Origin of the sequence: Pseudomonas sp. zfem001 (assembly GCF_032621725.1) — a bacterium.
In the GTDB taxonomy this organism is placed as follows: Bacteria; Pseudomonadota; Gammaproteobacteria; order Pseudomonadales; family Pseudomonadaceae; genus Aquipseudomonas; species Aquipseudomonas sediminis.
Genome location: NZ_JAVYJI010000002.1, coordinates 706,176 through 722,342, shown reverse-complemented (window position 1 = coordinate 722,342; position 16,167 = coordinate 706,176). Strand labels below are relative to the sequence as shown.

Below are 16,167 nucleotides of genomic sequence, written 5' to 3'. Positions count from 1 at the left end.
GGTTGCACCAGCCCTACGCGACCCAGTGCTGCCAGACCAGGCGGGCGGTAAGCGCCAGAACCACGGCGATGAATACCGGGCGGATGAATTTCGAGCCGCCGCCAATCGCCGTGCGCGCACCGAGAAAGGCGCCGGCCATCAGCGAAAAGCCCATGCACAGCCCCAGCACCCATGCCACCTGTCCGGCGATGATGAACACCGCCAGGGCGCAGGCGTTGCTGATGAAGTTCATCGAGCGTGCCACGCCGCTAGCGCGCACCAGATCGAGCGGGTACATGAGCAGCGTGCTGACCGTCCAGAACGCACCGGTTCCCGGGCCGGCTACGCCATCGTAGAAGCCCAGGCTGATGCTCTGGGGCCATTGCCGGCGGCTGGCGATGGGTAGGTCGGCGTCCAACGGTGCGTCCGGCGTCTTGCCGAAGAGCAGGTATAGGCCGCAGGCGAATACCACCAACGGCAGCATCTTGTTGATCCACTCGGCCGGCATCCAGTGCACTAACACCGCACCGCCAATCGCACCAATGGCGGTGCCGGCCATTGCGTTCTTCCATTTGCCCGGGCTGAACAACTTACGCCGGTAGAAGGTGTAGCTGGCGGTTGCCGAGCCGAAGGTCGCGCACAGTTTGCTGGTGCCTAGCACCAGGTGCGGCGGCAGGCCGGTGGTGAGCAGGGCGGGGATGGTCAGCAGACCGCCGCCACCGGCAATGGCGTCGATAAAGCCAGCGATGAAGGCGACCAGGGCGAGAATGGCCAGTGTGCTGGGGTCGATGGCGAGCTCGAGAGCGAAGGGCATATTTAAAGTGTCGACTTGTGGGCGAATGCGCAGCCTGCTGGCTGTTCGTCGTGGAGAGAGCTGCGCATAATGCCGGGAATTCGCCAGAGAAGGAACGCAATCGATGCAATACGACGGGTTGGCCTGGGCCGTGGCGCTGTTGGCCGTATTGGCGCTGCTGGTGGCACTGCGCATCCTGCTCAATACGGGATGGTTCCTCGGCTGGTTGCGTGGCACCTGTGGTCTGGCATTTCTCGCGTTGGCCGCGCTGGTGGGCCTGGCGGCTTACGATCTGTATGCCTATGAGCCGTTGCAGCCGGGCAAGCCCCTGGTGACGCTGAGCTTCAAAGCCGACGGCCCGCAGCGCTATCAGGTGACGTTGCTCGAAGGTGGGCACGAGCGCACGGTTACCTTGGAGGGCGACATGTGGCAGCTCGATGGTCGGCTGATTCGCTGGAAAGGCCTGGCCGAGCTGATTGGTCTTGAGCCGGGTTACCGCCTGGAGCGTCTGTCTGGGCGTTTTCTGGCCATCGAGCAGCAGGCGCTGGCGCAACACGGTCGCGTGCAGTTAGCCGAAAGCCCCTATGGTGTGGACCTGTGGCGCTGGCTGCGGCTGAGCCAGCGTGATCTGCTGCTGTTCGACCCGCAGGCGCTGCGAGTGACCTATCTACCGATTGCTGCAGATGCCGTCTATAGCGTCAGCCTGACGCCGACCGGTCTGCTGGCCGAACCGATGAACCCGGCAGCCGAAGCCGCGTTGAAGGATTGGTAAGCGGCAGCAGAGTGTGGCGGAAGTAGGGTGCGCCGTGCGCACCCTACAAAAAAGGCACCTGCAAGGTGCCTTTGTCGTTTATGCCGTCAACCTCAGGAGAGGAAGCCGCCGTCCACGTTCAGCGCCACGCCGGTGGTGTAGCTGGAGGCGTCACTGGCCAGATACAGCACCGTGCCAGCCATCTCGCTCGGGTCGGCCACGCGCTTTAGCGGGATACGTTGCAGGGCGTGCTTGAGGATGGCGTCGTTCTTGGTCAGCGCCGAGGCGAACTTGGTGTCGGTCAGGCCCGGCAGCAAGGCGTTGCAGCGAATGCCGAACTGCGCGCATTCCTTGGCGAACACCTTGGTCATGCTGATCACCGCAGCCTTGGTCACCGAGTAGATGCCCTGGAATTCGCCAGGGGAGACGCCATTGATCGAGGCGACGTTGATGATCGAGCCGCCGCCGTTTTCCTTCATCAGCTTGCCGCCTTCGATGGACATGAAGTAGTAGCCGCGGATGTTCACGTCCACGGTCTTCTGGAAGGCGGAGAGGTCGGTGTCCAGCACGTTGCAGAACTGCGGGTTGGTCGCGGCGTTGTTGACCAGGATGTCGAGGCGGCCGAACTGTTCCTTGATCTGCGCGAAGACGTTGGTGATCTGCTCCATCTCGCCGATGTGGCAGGCGATGGCAGTGGCCTTGCCACCCTCGGCGGTGATGGCATCGGCCACGGCCTGGCAGCCGTCGATCTTGCGGCTGGAAACGATCACGTGGGCGCCTTGCTGGGCCAGCAGCTTGGCGATGGCCTCGCCGATGCCGCGGCTGGCGCCGGAGACGAAGGCGATCTTGCCGTCGAGGTCGAACAGTTGGGTCTTGGACATTGTGATTACCCCGGGGTTAGAGAGTGGATTTACCGATGACCTGCAGGCACATCTGCTCCAGCAGCTTGTTCATGTGAATGAACTGCGCGAAGCGCTTGTCCTGGGTCTGGCCGTGATAGAAGCGGTAGTAGATCTGCTGCACGATGCCGGCCAGGCGGAACAGGCCGTAGGTGTAGTAGAAGTCGAAGCTCTTGATCTCGATGCCGGCTTTTTCGGCGTAGTAGTCGACGAACTGCTGGCGCGTGAGCATGCCCGGCGCGTTGCTCGGCTGACGGCGCATCAGTTGCACTGGCGCCGGGTCTCCGGCTTCGATCCAGTAGGCCAGGGTGTTGCCCAGGTCCATCAGCGGGTCGCCGATGGTGGTCATCTCCCAGTCGAGCACGCCGATGATCTGCATCGGGTTGTTCGGGTCGAGGATCACGTTGTCGAAGCGGTAGTCGTTGTGCACGATGCCCGGCTTGTGGTGGTCGGCTGGCATCTTGTCGTTGAGCCAGGCCTTGACCGGCTCCCAGCTCGGCGCGTCCGGAGTCAGGGCCTTCTCGTAGCGGTCACTCCAGCCCTTGATCTGGCGCTCGACATAACCTTCAGGCTTGCCCAGGTCGCCCAGGCCGCAGGCGTTGTAGTCGACGTTGTGCAGCTCCACCAGCTTGTCGATGAAGCTCTTGCACAGCGCGGCAGTCTGCTCGGCGCTGAAGTTCAGCTCAGCAGGCATTTCAGAGCGCAGGATGATGCCCTTGACCCGCTCCATCACGTAGAACTCGGCGCCGATCACCGAGTCGTCGGTGCAGTGCACGTAGGCTTTCGGGCAGTAGGGGAAGCCGGCATTGAGCTGATTGAGGATGCGGTACTCGCGGCCCATGTCATGCGCCGACTTGGCCTTGTGGCCGAAGGGCGGGCGGCGCAGGACGAACTCCTGCTGCGGGTACTCGATCAGGTAGGTCAGGTTCGAAGCGCCGCCGGGGAACTGGCTGATCTTCGCTTCACCGCTCAGGCCTGGAATATTGGCTTTCAGGTAGGCGTCGATGACGGCAGCATCGAGCTCTTCGCCGGTGCGAATGCGGGTGGATTGGTCAGTGAGCGCCATGCTTATCCCTTCTACTTATGATGGGTGCCCCAGATAATTGGCTAATCTAATGCTGCACCCTGGCTGTCACAAGCAATACGCGCCGTTATAGGCGGGCGTGTTGCACCTCGATCAAACTGCCTGATCAGTCATTTTCGACCTGACCTTTCGCTTGTGCGCAGGCAATAAAAAACCGGAGTGCCAGGACTCCGGTTTTTGTGTTTTGCGCTCGGCTCGCCGATCAGACCGGGAACAGTTCGCCCAGCTTCATCGCCAGCATCATGTCGCCTTCGGCGCGCAGCTTGCCAGCCATGAAGGCCTGCATGCCATCGGTTTCGCCACTGACGATGCCCTTGAGGGTTTCGCTGTCCATGATCAGGGTCACGTTGGCGTTCGGGTTGTCGCCTTGCTCGAGGGCGCAGGTGCCGTCTTTGACGATCAGCGCGTAGTTCTCGCCATCTTCGATGTTGAATTGGAATACCAGATCCAGGCCTGCAGCGGCGCTGGCGTTGAACTTGGACTGCATGGTTTGGGCGATGTCAGCAACACTCATGGTCTTATCCTTTTTCGGTTTTTTCGCGCAGCCTCGCGGCCGCAGTGGGCTGGAGCTCATCGATAGGTGATGAGCTCCGGCGCCTTCAGCAGCTGTAAATGCACATGGCTGTTGAAGGAAGCCAGACTCACCTCGCTGCCACGGAATTTCAGCTGGCTGAGCGAGGTATTGACGATCTGCCAATTCAGTTCGAAGGCCTTTGCCGCCGGTACGCCGGTAATCAGGCGAAGCAGGGCGGTGATGGTACCGCCGGAAGTGAACACGGCAATGTTCTGTTTGTTGTTGGCCTGTTCGAGGATGCGCCGCAGGCCGCCTTCGACCTGTTCGACATAAGCCTGCCAGCTCTGCAGGCCTGGTTTGTCATGTTCGCCGGAAATCCAGCGCTGGATCAGTTTGGCGAACAGGCGCTGGAACTCGGCACGGTTCTGCGCACCGTTGCGCAGAATGTGCAGGGCTTCGGGCTCTTCCGGCAGCAGATCCGGCAGCAGCGTACGAATCACAGCATCGGCGTCGAATTCGTTGAAGGCTTCGTCTATATCCAGTGTCGGCGCATGGCTCATGCGCTGCAGGGCGGCGTTGGCGGTGTGCTGCTGGCGACGCAGGCTGCCACTGACGCAACGATCAAGGGCGATACCGAGTTGTTCGAGGTGTTCGCCCAGCACTTCGGCCTGGCGTACGCCGACGGGAGACAGGACATCGTAGTCGTCTGCACCGAATGAGGCCTGGCCATGTCGAATCAGATAGATGCTGCCCACGTCCGTATTGGTCCCGGCACGTTGAATGTTTCGCGAGGGTATGAGGAAGCTCAGGGGCTGTCAACGAAAAAACATACGCTTGTTTGAATTGCTTGTATGGCTATTGCAGCAACGCTGCCGAGGTTGGCCGCTAGGCCGCTGCGCCGGTATGCTTGAGCCTTTGTGCGCTCAGGCGCCGCTGCATTGTCCGAGGGGGATCCGTGGAGTTTCTTAGCGAGTACGCCAGCTTTCTGGCGAAAACCCTGACCCTGGTGGTCGCCATCGTCGTGGTGCTGGTGGCGATCGCCGCCACGCGCGGCAGGGGGCGGCGTGGCAGTGGCCAGCTACAGGTGCAGAAGCTCAATGACTTCTACAAGGATCTGCGCGAGCGCCTGGAGCAGAGCGTGTTGTCCAAGGATCAGCTCAAGGCTACGCGCAAGGCCGAGGCCAAGGCCAAGGCGGCCAAGCAGGAGAAGAAAACGCCGCCCAGCAAGCCACGGGTGTTCGTGCTGGATTTCGACGGCGATATCAAGGCATCGGCCACCGACAACCTGCGCCATGAAGTAACGGCGTTGTTGTCCATGGCCAAGGCCGAGGACGAAGTGGTGCTGCGCCTGGAAAGTGGTGGCGGCATGGTGCACAGCTACGGCCTGGCTTCGTCGCAGCTGGTGCGCATCCGCGATGCAGGCATCCCGCTGACCGTATGCGTGGACAAGGTAGCAGCCAGTGGCGGCTACATGATGGCCTGCATCGGCCAGAAGATTCTCAGTGCGCCTTTTGCCATTCTCGGCTCCATTGGCGTGGTGGCGCAGTTGCCCAATGTGCATCGTCTGCTGAAGAAGCACGAGATCGACTTTGAAGTGCTGACCGCCGGCGAGTACAAGCGCACGCTGACAGTATTTGGTGAGAACACTGAAAAGGGCCGGGAGAAATTCCAGGAAGATCTGGAAACCACTCACGAGCTGTTCAAAGGCTTTGTCGGTCGTTATCGCCCGCAGCTGGATATCGACGCCATCGCCACCGGTGAAGTCTGGCTGGGTATGGCCGCGCAGGAGCGCCTGCTGGTGGATGAACTGAAGACCAGCGACCAGTACCTGGCCGAACGCGCCGCCGAGGCTGAACTGTTCCATTTGCATTTCGCTCAGAAAAAGAGCCTGCAGGAGCGTGTCGGGCTTGCGGCCAGCATGGCGGCAGATCGCTTCGTCCTGACCTGGTTGAGCCGGCTCAATCAGCAACGCTTCTGGTAACGCTTCGTTCATGATGGGCTGCACGGCCGACTCGCGTCGCGCAGCAGCGAACCACGACAAGAGGAGAGGATGATGACCGAGTTCAAGGCCTTGCTGGTCAGCGAAGGCGCCGATGGCGGTTTCCAGCGTGAAGTAGTCCAGCGCAACGTCGAGCAGTTGCCGCAGGGCGAGTTGTTGATCCGCGTGCGCTATTCCTCGCTCAACTACAAGGACGCGCTGTCTGCCAGCGGCAATCGTGGTGTGACCAAGGCTTACCCGCATACGCCCGGTATCGACGCGGCGGGTGTGGTTGAGGCTTCCAGCGCTGCCGAATTCGCCGTGGGTGACGAGGTGATCGTCACCGGCTACGACCTGGGCATGAACACGGCCGGCGGCTTCGGTCAGTACATTCGTGTACCGGCCGCCTGGGCGATCAAGCGCCCGCAGGGCCTGCCGCTGCGCGAGGCGATGGTGCTCGGCACCGCCGGCCTGACCGCCGCGCTGTGCGTGGACAAGCTGGAGCAAGCTGGCGTCACCCCTGAAGCCGGTACGGTGCTGGTCACTGGGGCTACCGGTGGTGTTGGCAGTATTGCGGTCGTGTTGCTCAAGCAGCTCGGTTATCGCGTAGCCGCGGCTACCGGCAAGGCCGAGCAGGCGGATTTCCTGCGTGGTCTGGGTGCCGACGAGATCGTCAGTCGCGAGGAGCTGCAGCAAGGTAGCGACCGACCGATGCTCAAGGAGCGCTGGGCGGGAGCGGTAGATACCGTGGGCGGCGACATTCTGTTCAATGTGGTCAAGTCGTTGCGCCACAGCGGAAGCGTGGCCTGCTGCGGACTGACCGCTGGCGTCGGCTTCCAGGCCAGCGTCCTGCCGTTCATCCTGCGCGGGGTCAACCTGCTGGGGGTGGATTCGGTGGAGCTGCCACTGGTGGTCAAGGCATCGATGTGGGACAAGCTCTCGCTGCAGTGGAAGCTCGATCTCTCGCCGCTGTGCCAGGAAATTGGCCTGGCGGAGTTGCCGGCGTCCATCGAGCGGATCCTGGCTGGCGGCATGGTCGGCCGTATTCTGGTGCGACTCGACTGAATGCATGAGCAAGGCCCGTCGATGACGGGCCTCTGCATTTCAGGCCTGGCTGACGTACATGGTGATCTCGGCGCGAAACACCGGCTTTTCACCGACGTAGGCCATTACAGGCACCTTGATGTCACCGGTCTGCCCCCAGTCCACCTCGCTGCCATCGGCCACCGTGCGGATGTCGCCATCGGCCTTTGCCAGGTATTCCACTGTCATGCCCTTGGGAATCCAGCGGCAACCGGCGGGGATGGAGGCGTCGGTCATGCTGCCGGCGGCAAGCTCGGCAGCATTGCACAGCGCGATCGCGTGCACCGTACCTATATGATTCAGTACTTCGCGGCGTTTGGCGAAGCGGACCTCGGCATAGCCTGGACGCAGCTCGACCATTTGCGGGGCGATGCTGGCGAAGTAGGGGGCGACCTGACCGATCATCGTGCTGAACTGGGCAGCACCGGCTTGCTGGAACATCTGCAACATCTGACTCATGGCTTTCTCCTGAGTGTTTGCGATTGAAGATGAGCGCGCGCCGGAGCAGTATACGAAGATTAGAAAGTTATTCTAGAAAAATATTCTAGTCATAAGGAGCGGTATGGCTCGTCCATCACGCAAAGATGAGATTCTGCAGGCTGCACTGGCGTGCTTTACCGAGCACGGCGTCGATGTCACCACCATCGAGATGATTCGTGACCGCTCTGGCGCGAGCATCGGCAGTCTGTATCACCACTTCGGTAACAAGGAGCGGATCATCGCCGCGCTCTATATGGCCGGTACCGCTCAGTACGCCGACCTGCTGCAGCGCGGATTTGCCAGCACGGCCAGCGCCGAGGCCTGCGTCAAGTTGCTGGTGACCAGCTACATCGACTGGGTGGTGGCCAATCCGGATTGGGCGCGCTTCATCCTGCACAGCCGCAGTCGGGTCGAAGCGGGGGAGATGGGCGAAGCCCTGCGCGAAGCCAATCGTCAGCATTTCGCGCAGATTCTCACGGCGCTCGCCGAGTACCGCCTGCAGGGGCTGTTCAAGGCGCTGCCGGATGACTGTTTTGCCTCGGTGGTGATAGGCCCGACGCACGACCTAGCACGCAACTGGCTGGCCGGCCGCACCCAGAGCGAGCTGGGTGAATGCCGTGAGCTGCTGGCGCAGATCGCCTGGGACAGCGTGAAAAGCAGCAACTAGTCGAATCGATAGATGTCCATACCCAGTGCGCCGTAGGTGAAGCCTGCGTGAATCACGGAAAAGGCTTCGCCTGCGCCACGAGCGAAGAACAGCGGTAGCAGGTGTTCTTCGCTGGGATGGTTACGTACGGCGTTGGGTGCCTGCCGGCGGTAGTGGTGCAAGGCCTCTTCGTCGTTCGCTTCGAGCTTTTCCACCACCCAGTCGCGAAACTCCTTGGCCCAAGGCGTGATGACGTCGGGGCCGGCGCGCCAGTCGAGCTCGCCGAGGTTGTGGGTGATGCTGCCGGAGCCGATAAGTAATATGCCTTGTTCACGCAAGCTGCTCAGTGCACGACCCACACGCGTCTGCTGCTCGGGGCCAAGACGGCTGGGTAGCGAAAGCTGCACCACGGGGATGTCGGCTTGCGGATACATCAGCGACAACGGAACCCAGGCGCCATGATCGAATGGGCGCCGGGCATCGAGCGCTGCCGGCAGGCCCGCGTGATTCAATTGCTCTGCGATCTCCTTGGCCAGTTCTGGTGCGCCGGGAGCAGGATACTGCACGGCGTACAAGGGCGCCGGGAAGCCGCCGAAATCGTGCCAGGTATGCGGATGCTCGCCCGCTGTCAGCAGCAGTTGCTCGCTTTCCCAGTGCGCCGACACCACCACGATCGCCTTGGGCCTGGGCAGCTCGGCGGCCAGCCTGGCCAGTGCGGGGCCGCTGGCACCTGGGTCCAGGGCCAGCATGGGCGAACCGTGGGATATGAACAGTGAGGGCAGCATGACGATCAGCTCCTGAAGTAGGATGTCGCCATCTTCGTTGCTGGACCTATCGACTTCCAGCATAAATAGTTGAGCATTCCTATCGAATTTGTGGAGGTTTCACTCATGCACGAGGCGTTCTGGCAGGAGCGTTGGGCGCGCAGCCAAATCGGCTTTCATCAGGAGAAGGTCAACGGTTACCTGCGTCGACACTGGGCTCGGCTCGGGCTCGCCGAACAGGCGGCAGTGCTGGTGCCGCTGTGTGGCAAGAGCCTGGACCTGGCCTGGCTGGCGGAACAGGGCCACACCGTGATTGGTGTCGAACTGGCCGAGCGCGCCGTGGAGGATTTTTTCGCCGAACGTGATGTACAGCCACAGATCTCGCACCAGGGAGCGTTCAAGATCTATCAGGCCGGCAAGCTGCAGATTCTCTGCGGCGACTTTTTCGCCCTGAGCCGTGACGACGTTGCCGGGTGCCAGGCGTTCTATGACCGCGCGGCGCTGATCGCGTTGCCGCCGGAGATGCGCGAACGCTACGCCGCCCACCTGCAGGCGATTCTGCCGCCAGCTTGTCAGGGCCTGCTGGTGACCCTGGTATACGACCAGCAACGCATGGATGGCCCACCGTTCTCGGTCGAGGACGCCGAGGTCGAGCAGTGCTTCTCGCCAGGTTGGCTGCGGCATGAGCTGGAGCGCAAGGATGTGCTGAGCGGTAACCCGCGCTTTGTCGAGAATCAGCTCGAGGCGGTGGAGGAGGTGGTGTTTCACCTGGCGCGCCGCTAAAGCAGCGAGCAATGAAAAAGGCGATCCTGAGGTCGCCTTTTGTTTTTCGGTTTCGATCAGCCGTGGCGGCGCAGCGCCTCGATGCGATCTTCCAGTGGCGGGTGGCTCATCAGCAGGCCGGCCAGGCCGTTCTTCAGGCCGCCGTTGATGCCGAAAGCAGTCAGGCTGTCGGGCATCTGCACCGGCACGCCCTGTTCGGCACGCAGACGCTGCAGCGCCGCGATCATGGCGCCGGTGCCGGCCAGGCGGGCACCGGCTTCGTCAGCCTTGTACTCACGTTTGCGCGAGAACCACATGACGATGATGCTGGCCAGGATACCCAGCACCAGCTCGGCGAAGATGGTCGCGACGAAGTAGCCGATACCGTGGCCGTCTTCGTTCTTCAGGATCGCCTTGTCGACGAAGTTACCGAAGATGCGCGCGAAGAACATCACGAAGGTGTTCACCACGCCCTGGATCAGTGCCAGGGTGACCATGTCGCCGTTGGCCACGTGGCCGATCTCGTGGGCCAGCACCGCGCGGACTTCATCAGGCGAGAAGCGCTCGAGCAGACCCTGGCTGACGGCGACCAGCGCGTCGTTCTTGTTCCAGCCGGTGGCGAAGGCGTTGGACTCGTAGGCCGGGAAGATACCGACTTCCGGCATCTTGATGCCGGCTTCACGGGACAGCTCCTCGACGGTCTGCAGTAGCCACTGTTCGTGACGGGTGCGCGGTTGGGTGATGATCTGGGTGCCGGTGCTCATCTTCGCCATCCACTTGGACAGGAACAGCGAAACCAGCGAGCCGGCGAAACCGAACACAGCGCAGAAAATCAGCAGGCTGCCATGGTTCTGGCCGGTGAAGCGGTCGACCCCCAGCAGTTTGAGGGTGATGCTGGCGATAACCAGAACCGCCAGGTTGGTGGCCAGGAACAACATAATGCGCATCATGGTGTGAACGGACTCCTCACGGGGAAAGACTTTTACTAATGCCGGCTATATAAGGGCGCCCCCCAGGGGCTTTCAACTGGCGACTATTTCAAACTATGTCGCCTGTAGCGCTGGGTTGGGCATCGAACAATAGACGGGTAAGCCGAGCGGTACGTTCCCCATGCTGGCGCGCCAGTGCTTCGCGCAACTGGAAGGCCAGGGTGGCATGTACGCGACGTACGCTGGGTGGCAGTGGTTCGCCCTCCGGTAGGACATGGGGAATACTGCGGGAAAGGCGCATGAAGCCTTTTTCGCTGAGTACTGCTTGATCCAGTGCATCGTAGGCGATGGTCGACTCGAAACGCAGATAGCCTTCTTCGGCCAGCCACAACAGTGCACCCAGGCAGGCCTGGTGACGCTTGCTCGGCAGGCCGAATTCGTCCGGCTCCTCGCGCCCGATCAGGTCTTCCACGTACAGCGCCATCTTGCGCGGGAAGGCCTGATAGAGCATGAGCAGGCCGCTGGCGGCGTCCTTGTAGAAGTCGTCTATCTGCAGGTCCATGTCGGCTTACTGGCTGTAACCCTTGAGGAAGTTGCCGATACGGCCGATGGCCTGCTCCAGGTCGTCAACACGGGGCAGGGTGACCACGCGGAAATGATCCGGCCACGGCCAGTTGAAAGCGGTGCCCTGAACGATCAGCAGCTTCTCTGAAAGCAGCAGGTCGAGGACGAACTTCTCGTCATTGTGGATTGGGCAGACCTTCGGGTCGATCTTCGGGAAGGCGTACAGCGCGCCCATGGGCTTGACGCAGCTGACCCCGGGAATGTCGTTGAGCAGCTCCCAGGCGCGGTTGCGCTGTTCCAGCAAGCGGCCGTTTGGCAGTACCAGGTCGTTGATGCTCTGGTAGCCACCGAGTGCGGTCTGGATCGCATGCTGGCTTGGCACGTTGGCGCACAGGCGCATGTTGGCCAGGATATCCAGGCCTTCGATGTAGCTCTGCGCCCTGTGTTTGGGCCCGGAGATGGCCACCCAGCCAGAGCGGAAACCGGCCACGCGGTAGCTCTTGGACAGGCCGTTGAAGGTCAGGCACAGCACGTCCGGTGCCAGCGAAGCGGTGCTGATGTGCACGGCGTCGTCGTAGAGGATCTTGTCGTAGATCTCGTCGGAGAAGATCACCAGGTTGTGCTGACGGGCCAGTTCGACGATGTCCTGCAGCACTTCCTTCGAGTACACCGCGCCGGTGGGGTTGTTCGGGTTGATCAGCACCAGGGCCTTGGTGTTCGGTGTGATCTTGGCGCGCATGTCGGCGATGTCGGGGAACCAGCCGGCCTGCTCGTCGCACAGGTAGTGCACCGGCTTGCCGCCGGACAGAGCCACGGCAGCAGTCCACAGCGGATAGTCAGGCGCCGGGATAAGCACTTCGTCACCGTTGTTGAGCAGCGCCTGCATGGCCATGACGATCAGCTCGGACACACCGTTGCCTAGGTAGATGTCTTCGATGGTGACGCCTTCGACCTGCTTCTGCTGGTAGTACTGCATCACCGCCTTGCGCGCGCTGAACAGACCCTTGGAGTCGCTGTAGCCCTGAGCGGTTGGCAGGTTGCGGATGACGTCCTGGAGAATTTCTTCCGGTGCCTCGAAACCGAACGGCGCCGGGTTGCCGATGTTCAGCTTGAGGATGCGATGACCTTCCTCTTCCAGACGCTTGGCGTGCTTGAGCACCGGCCCGCGAATGTCATAGCAGACGTTGGCGAGCTTGTTCGATTTGCTGACCTGCATGTAAGGAATCCCGAGCTAAGGAGAGCCCACGCAAATACGCTGCAAAATTCTCTCGACGGAGAATCTTGGCAGCCTGTAGCGCGGGTGACAGACTGGGGTCGAATCATACGTGGCGCCCTGAGCGCGGCAAAGGTATCCGCCCGGCTTTTTTCTGGCCTGCCACAGGGTGCACAGTGACCGAGCAGTCGCACACCGCTCGCTTTGGCAGCGGTTGCCACCAGGCGCTGGCGCAGCCTGCAACGCCGCGTATCGCCCATTACCGAGGAGGAACTCCGTTCGTGGATAAAGTCGACAAACCCCTGGATAGCTGGCGCGAAGAGCTGACCGACGAGCAGTTTCATGTCTGCCGACTGGGTGGCACTGAGCGGCCGTTCACCGGCGCTTATCACGACAGCAAAACCCCTGGCATCTACCACTGCGCCTGCTGTGGCGAGGCGCTGTTCGACTCGGACGCCAAATACGACTCGGGCAGCGGTTGGCCGAGCTATTTTCAGCCGATCAATGACGAGGTGATCGCCAGCCTCGACGATTACAGCCATGGCATGCATCGCATCGAAGTCAAATGCGCCAAATGCGACGCGCATCTGGGACATGTGTTCCCCGATGGCCCACGCCCGACCGGGTTGCGCTACTGCATCAACTCACTGTCGTTGAAACTGGTGCCGAGCGAGTAAGGTATGCGCGCTGGGCACGTTGAGAGCCCAGCGCAGCGGTTTCACGCCTGCTGGCTGACGCGCTGGCGACTTTCTTCCAGGGCCTCACACGCCTCTTGGATCATGTCTTCGGTAATGGGCACTTCGCGGCCTTGGCCGTCGATGATAAAACCGCCCACCGGTTCCTGCTGTTGCGCGGTGGCGGGGCATTGGGCGGCGTTGTCTTGCAAGCTCATGGCCTGTCTCCTCATCAGTGGTGGGCGCCAGTCTGGGACATCCAGATGAAGGCGCGGTGACAATCAGGAACCTGCTCGAAGTCTGCGCACGTCGGCCATGCTGCGTTGAAATCGGGCTCAGAAAGCTCATTTACTACTCGTAAACTCGCTTGTTCGCCCGATTTCGCCTTGCCTGGCTCTAGCTCGCAATACTTTAAACAGATTCCAAGATGGCGGAACTCCGTCACAAAACACAGTGCAAAAATCGTATTGCAGGCTGCGTGCCAGCCTGTGTGGAACGAGGAACTCATGTCGCGTTTTCATATTGGTCTGATCATCAATCCGCTGGCCGGCCTAGGTGGCCCGGCAGCGTTCAAGGGCAGCGACGGCATGGCCGAGCAGGCGCTGGCTCTGGGTGTCGAGCCAAAAGCTGCACAACGTACGCGCACCGCGCTTGAGCAGTTGTTGACCCTGCAAGAGCGCATTGAGTTCGTCAGCTACCCCGGCGCCATGGGTGGCGATCTTTTGGCGCAGATGGGCTTCGAACATCGTTTGCTGGGTGAGTTGAGCGAAGGTGCGACCACCGCCGAAGATACCCAGCGTGCGGTGCGGCAACTGCAGGACGCCGGTGTGGCGTTGATTCTCTTCGCCGGTGGCGACGGTACCGCGCGCGATGTTTGCGCCGCTGTCAGGGACGGGCAGCCGGTGTTGGGCATTCCTGCTGGAGTGAAGATCCAGTCCGGCGTCTATGCCATCAGCCCGCGAGCCGCGGGCGAACTGACGGCGCGCCTGGTAGACGGCGGCCTGGTGCGATTGGCCAGCGGCGAAGTGCGTGATATCGATGAGAGCGCCCTGCGTGAAGGGCGTGTCACCGCACGCTGGTATGGCGAGCTGTGCGTGCCGCAGGAGGGCGGTTACGTGCAGGCAGTCAAGCAGGGTGGCGTGGAGTCCGAAGAGTTGGTGCTGGCCGATCTCGCCGCCTGGCTGGAGGCGGAGTGGGAGCCAGACGCGCGCTACGTGTTCGGCCCAGGCTCGACCCTGCACGGCCTGGCGCAGAATCTGGGGCTGGAAACCACGCTGCTGGGCGTCGATGTGATTGAAGCCGGCCAGGTCATCGCCCGCGACGTCAACGAAACCGAGTTATTCGATCTGGTCGACGGGCACCAGACTTACCTGCTGGTGACTGCAATCGGCGGTCAGGGCCATATTGTCGGCCGTGGCAATCAGCAGATCAGCCCGCGTGTGCTGCGCGCCATCGGCTTGGAGCGCCTGCGTGTGGTAGCCACCAAGCGCAAGCTGGCGACGCTGGAGGGCCGGCCGCTGCTGGTCGACAGTGGTGACGTGGCGCTGGATGATGCCTTCCCCGATGCCGTGCGGGTGTGGGCGGGGTACAAGGAAGAGTTGCTATACCCGCTGAGTCGATAGGAGATCGAAATGCGCATGCTGGTTCTACTGCTGGCTTGGTCGCTGGCACTTGCCGCGCAAGCTATAGAGGCTGACAAGCTGGTGCTCGATGCACGTAAGCAGGTCGGCGTGACCTTGGGTTATGACTCGGCCTACCGCACGTTGAGCTATCCGGGCGGCGACGTACCGATGGCCACCGGCGTCTGCACTGACGTGGTGATCCGCGCGCTGCGTCAGCAGGGGCTGGATCTCCAGGAGGCGGTGCATCGCGACATGCGCGGCAACTTCGCCGTCTATCCGAAGAACTGGGGGCTGAGTCGCCCGGACAGCAACATCGATCACCGCCGCGTGCCCAACCTGATGACCTGGTTCAAGCGTCAGGGCTGGGCGCTTGCGGTCAAGCAGGATGCTTCGGCGTACCGTGCCGGCGATATCGTCACCTGGGATCTGGGGCGTGGCCTTACCCATATCGGCATCGTCAGCGACCGTCAGGCTGCAACAGGCACACCGCTAGTGCTGCACAACATCGGCCGGGGCACGCAGGAGGAGGACATCCTGTTCGCCTACCGCATCACCGGCCATTACCGCCCGCTGGCGCAGCAGGCGAGCGTTGTGCAATGACCAGGCAATCGTTACCGCCCGGTTTTGCTGCAGGCGAGCGCGTGGTCCTGTTCGACGGGGTCTGCAAGCTCTGCAATGGCTGGGCGAAATTCCTCATTCGGCATGACCGCCAGCGCCAGTTTCGTCTGGCTTCGGTGCAGTCGGCACAAGGCCAGGCATTGTTGAGCTGGTATGGGCTGCCGACGGACCACTTCGACACCATGGCGCTGATCGATGAGGCAGGGTTGCACGTACGCTCGAACGCGCTGCTGCGCATCCTTGCGCGCCTGCCCCAGCCCTGGCGTGCGCTCGCCTGGCTGCGCCTGATTCCGCGCCCGCTGCGCGATTGGTGTTATGACCGCATCGCGCTGAATCGCTACCGTCTGTTCGGTCGGCATGAGGTCTGCCTGTTGCCCAGCGCCGACCATGCCGAGCGCTTCCTGCATGACTGAGGCGCGTCTGGCGCAGGTTGCCTGGCTCGCTCGGCTGGCCTTGGCGTTGGTGTTCATCTGGCATGGGCTGGCACCGAAGATTCTCTGGCTCAGCCCTGATGAGGTGGCGATGATCGGCACCCATCACTTGCCAGACCATCCGTTGTTCGCGCCACAAGTGATCGCGATCATTGGCGGCGTGGCCGAGATTCTCCTGGGTATCCTGCTGCTTACGGTGCGTCGCCATCGTTGGCCCTTGTTGGTCGCGGGCGCGATATTGCTGATGTTGCTGCTTGATGTTGCGATGCTGAGCCCCCATCTGCTGATTCAGGCGTTCAATCCGCTTTCGACCAATCTGGCTGCGCTGGCCTTGTGTGCAGTGGCCTGGCTGGCTGAAGCGCCCTCGGCTGCTGACTCCTGAG

Annotated in this window: 21 protein-coding genes; 10 read left to right on the top strand and 11 right to left on the bottom strand. The window is 61.9% G+C overall.

From position 1 onward, the window contains the following. Positions 1 to 13: 13 nt before the first annotated feature. On the bottom strand, positions 14 to 793 hold the full coding sequence (locus tag RTH74_RS11310; RefSeq protein WP_256836339.1) for a TSUP family transporter: 780 nt from the start codon (positions 791 to 793) through the stop codon (positions 14 to 16). 103 nt (positions 794 to 896) lie between these two features. Here RTH74_RS11310 and RTH74_RS11305 point away from each other — a divergent pair, with 103 nt between their 5' ends. Further along, complete coding sequence (locus RTH74_RS11305; RefSeq protein ID WP_316914697.1) at positions 897 to 1,544, top strand: hypothetical protein; 648 nt, start codon at positions 897 to 899, stop codon at positions 1,542 to 1,544. Between the two features lie 92 nt (positions 1,545 to 1,636). Here the strand turns inward: RTH74_RS11305 and RTH74_RS11300 are convergent, their stop codons facing one another. The 4 genes from RTH74_RS11300 to RTH74_RS11285 all read right to left on the bottom strand — a co-directional run bounded on the left by RTH74_RS11300 (position 1,637) and on the right by RTH74_RS11285 (position 4,775). Continuing rightward, positions 1,637 to 2,404 carry an SDR family oxidoreductase gene (locus RTH74_RS11300; protein ID WP_099524409.1) on the bottom strand — a complete coding sequence of 256 codons (768 nt, stop codon included), beginning with the start codon at positions 2,402 to 2,404 and terminating at the stop codon, positions 1,637 to 1,639. A gap of 16 nt (positions 2,405 to 2,420) precedes the next feature. Then, positions 2,421 to 3,488, bottom strand: a complete 1,068-nt coding sequence (locus RTH74_RS11295; RefSeq protein ID WP_316914696.1) for a phosphotransferase family protein — start codon at positions 3,486 to 3,488, stop codon at positions 2,421 to 2,423. A gap of 220 nt (positions 3,489 to 3,708) precedes the next feature. Further along, on the bottom strand, positions 3,709 to 4,020 hold the full coding sequence (locus tag RTH74_RS11290) for an SCP2 sterol-binding domain-containing protein (protein ID WP_003459932.1): 312 nt from the start codon (positions 4,018 to 4,020) through the stop codon (positions 3,709 to 3,711). A 56-nt stretch (positions 4,021 to 4,076) separates the two neighbouring features. Beyond that, positions 4,077 to 4,775: a histidine phosphatase family protein gene (locus tag RTH74_RS11285; RefSeq protein WP_316914695.1), complete on the bottom strand. Its 699-nt coding sequence runs from the start codon at positions 4,773 to 4,775 to the stop codon at positions 4,077 to 4,079. Between the two features lie 200 nt (positions 4,776 to 4,975). On the opposite strand from RTH74_RS11285, the gene sohB reads away from it, so the two are divergent. Together sohB and RTH74_RS11275 are read left to right on the top strand one after the other, a co-directional pair. Continuing rightward, positions 4,976 to 6,001 carry a protease SohB gene (gene sohB / locus RTH74_RS11280; protein ID WP_316914694.1) on the top strand — a complete coding sequence of 342 codons (1,026 nt, stop codon included), beginning with the start codon at positions 4,976 to 4,978 and terminating at the stop codon, positions 5,999 to 6,001. 72 nt (positions 6,002 to 6,073) lie between these two features. Beyond that, on the top strand, positions 6,074 to 7,063 hold the full coding sequence (locus tag RTH74_RS11275; protein ID WP_316914693.1) for a YhdH/YhfP family quinone oxidoreductase: 990 nt from the start codon (positions 6,074 to 6,076) through the stop codon (positions 7,061 to 7,063). A 39-nt stretch (positions 7,064 to 7,102) separates the two neighbouring features. Here the strand turns inward: RTH74_RS11275 and RTH74_RS11270 are convergent, their stop codons facing one another. Then, the gene (locus tag RTH74_RS11270) at positions 7,103 to 7,540 is read right to left on the bottom strand and encodes a hotdog fold domain-containing protein (RefSeq protein ID WP_316914692.1); all 438 of its coding nucleotides are present in this window, start codon (positions 7,538 to 7,540) and stop codon (positions 7,103 to 7,105) included. A gap of 103 nt (positions 7,541 to 7,643) precedes the next feature. Here RTH74_RS11270 and RTH74_RS11265 point away from each other — a divergent pair, with 103 nt between their 5' ends. Continuing rightward, positions 7,644 to 8,228 (top strand): TetR/AcrR family transcriptional regulator, encoded by a 585-nt coding sequence (locus tag RTH74_RS11265; RefSeq protein WP_316914691.1) that lies wholly within the window; start codon positions 7,644 to 7,646, stop codon positions 8,226 to 8,228. On the opposite strand, the gene RTH74_RS11260 is transcribed toward RTH74_RS11265, so the two are convergent. Continuing rightward, the gene (locus tag RTH74_RS11260) at positions 8,225 to 8,992 is read right to left on the bottom strand and encodes a class III extradiol ring-cleavage dioxygenase (protein WP_316914822.1); all 768 of its coding nucleotides are present in this window, start codon (positions 8,990 to 8,992) and stop codon (positions 8,225 to 8,227) included. The two genes, RTH74_RS11265 and RTH74_RS11260, sit on opposite strands and share 4 nt — an antisense overlap. A 105-nt stretch (positions 8,993 to 9,097) precedes the next feature. On the opposite strand from RTH74_RS11260, the gene RTH74_RS11255 reads away from it, so the two are divergent. Then, on the top strand, positions 9,098 to 9,754 hold the full coding sequence (locus RTH74_RS11255) for a thiopurine S-methyltransferase (protein WP_316914690.1): 657 nt from the start codon (positions 9,098 to 9,100) through the stop codon (positions 9,752 to 9,754). 56 nt (positions 9,755 to 9,810) lie between these two features. Here the strand turns inward: RTH74_RS11255 and htpX are convergent, their stop codons facing one another. From htpX to RTH74_RS11240, 3 genes are all read right to left on the bottom strand, one after another. Further along, complete coding sequence (gene htpX / locus RTH74_RS11250) at positions 9,811 to 10,683, bottom strand: protease HtpX (RefSeq protein WP_316914689.1); 873 nt, start codon at positions 10,681 to 10,683, stop codon at positions 9,811 to 9,813. 88 nt (positions 10,684 to 10,771) lie between these two features. Next, positions 10,772 to 11,224, bottom strand: a complete 453-nt coding sequence (locus RTH74_RS11245; RefSeq protein WP_316914688.1) for a hypothetical protein — start codon at positions 11,222 to 11,224, stop codon at positions 10,772 to 10,774. Positions 11,225 to 11,230: 6 nt separating this feature from the next. Beyond that, a complete protein-coding gene (locus RTH74_RS11240) occupies positions 11,231 to 12,442 on the bottom strand; it encodes a pyridoxal phosphate-dependent aminotransferase (protein WP_106732405.1) in 1,212 nt (403 codons plus the stop codon). A 278-nt stretch (positions 12,443 to 12,720) separates the two neighbouring features. Between RTH74_RS11240 and msrB the strand changes: the two genes are divergently transcribed. Beyond that, positions 12,721 to 13,116: a peptide-methionine (R)-S-oxide reductase MsrB gene (msrB, locus tag RTH74_RS11235; RefSeq protein WP_099524388.1), complete on the top strand. Its 396-nt coding sequence runs from the start codon at positions 12,721 to 12,723 to the stop codon at positions 13,114 to 13,116. 41 nt (positions 13,117 to 13,157) lie between these two features. Here msrB and RTH74_RS11230 read toward each other — a convergent pair whose 3' ends face one another. Beyond that, complete coding sequence (locus RTH74_RS11230) at positions 13,158 to 13,331, bottom strand: PA1571 family protein (RefSeq protein WP_316914687.1); 174 nt, start codon at positions 13,329 to 13,331, stop codon at positions 13,158 to 13,160. 288 nt (positions 13,332 to 13,619) lie between these two features. Between RTH74_RS11230 and RTH74_RS11225 the strand changes: the two genes are divergently transcribed. The 4 genes from RTH74_RS11225 to RTH74_RS11210 are packed head-to-tail and all read left to right on the top strand — an operon-like array spanning position 13,620 to position 16,166. Next, positions 13,620 to 14,735, top strand: a complete 1,116-nt coding sequence (locus RTH74_RS11225; RefSeq protein WP_316914686.1) for an ATP-NAD kinase family protein — start codon at positions 13,620 to 13,622, stop codon at positions 14,733 to 14,735. Positions 14,736 to 14,744: 9 nt separating this feature from the next. Further along, the gene (locus tag RTH74_RS11220; protein ID WP_316914685.1) at positions 14,745 to 15,335 is read left to right on the top strand and encodes a DUF1287 domain-containing protein; all 591 of its coding nucleotides are present in this window, start codon (positions 14,745 to 14,747) and stop codon (positions 15,333 to 15,335) included. Beyond that, on the top strand, positions 15,332 to 15,766 hold the full coding sequence (locus RTH74_RS11215; protein ID WP_316914684.1) for a thiol-disulfide oxidoreductase DCC family protein: 435 nt from the start codon (positions 15,332 to 15,334) through the stop codon (positions 15,764 to 15,766). Before RTH74_RS11220 ends, RTH74_RS11215 begins: the two co-directional genes overlap by 4 nt. Then, a complete protein-coding gene (locus RTH74_RS11210; protein WP_316914683.1) occupies positions 15,759 to 16,166 on the top strand; it encodes a DoxX-like family protein in 408 nt (135 codons plus the stop codon). The genes RTH74_RS11215 and RTH74_RS11210 overlap by 8 nt, the downstream gene beginning before the upstream one ends. The last annotated feature ends 1 nt before the right edge of the window (position 16,167 follow it).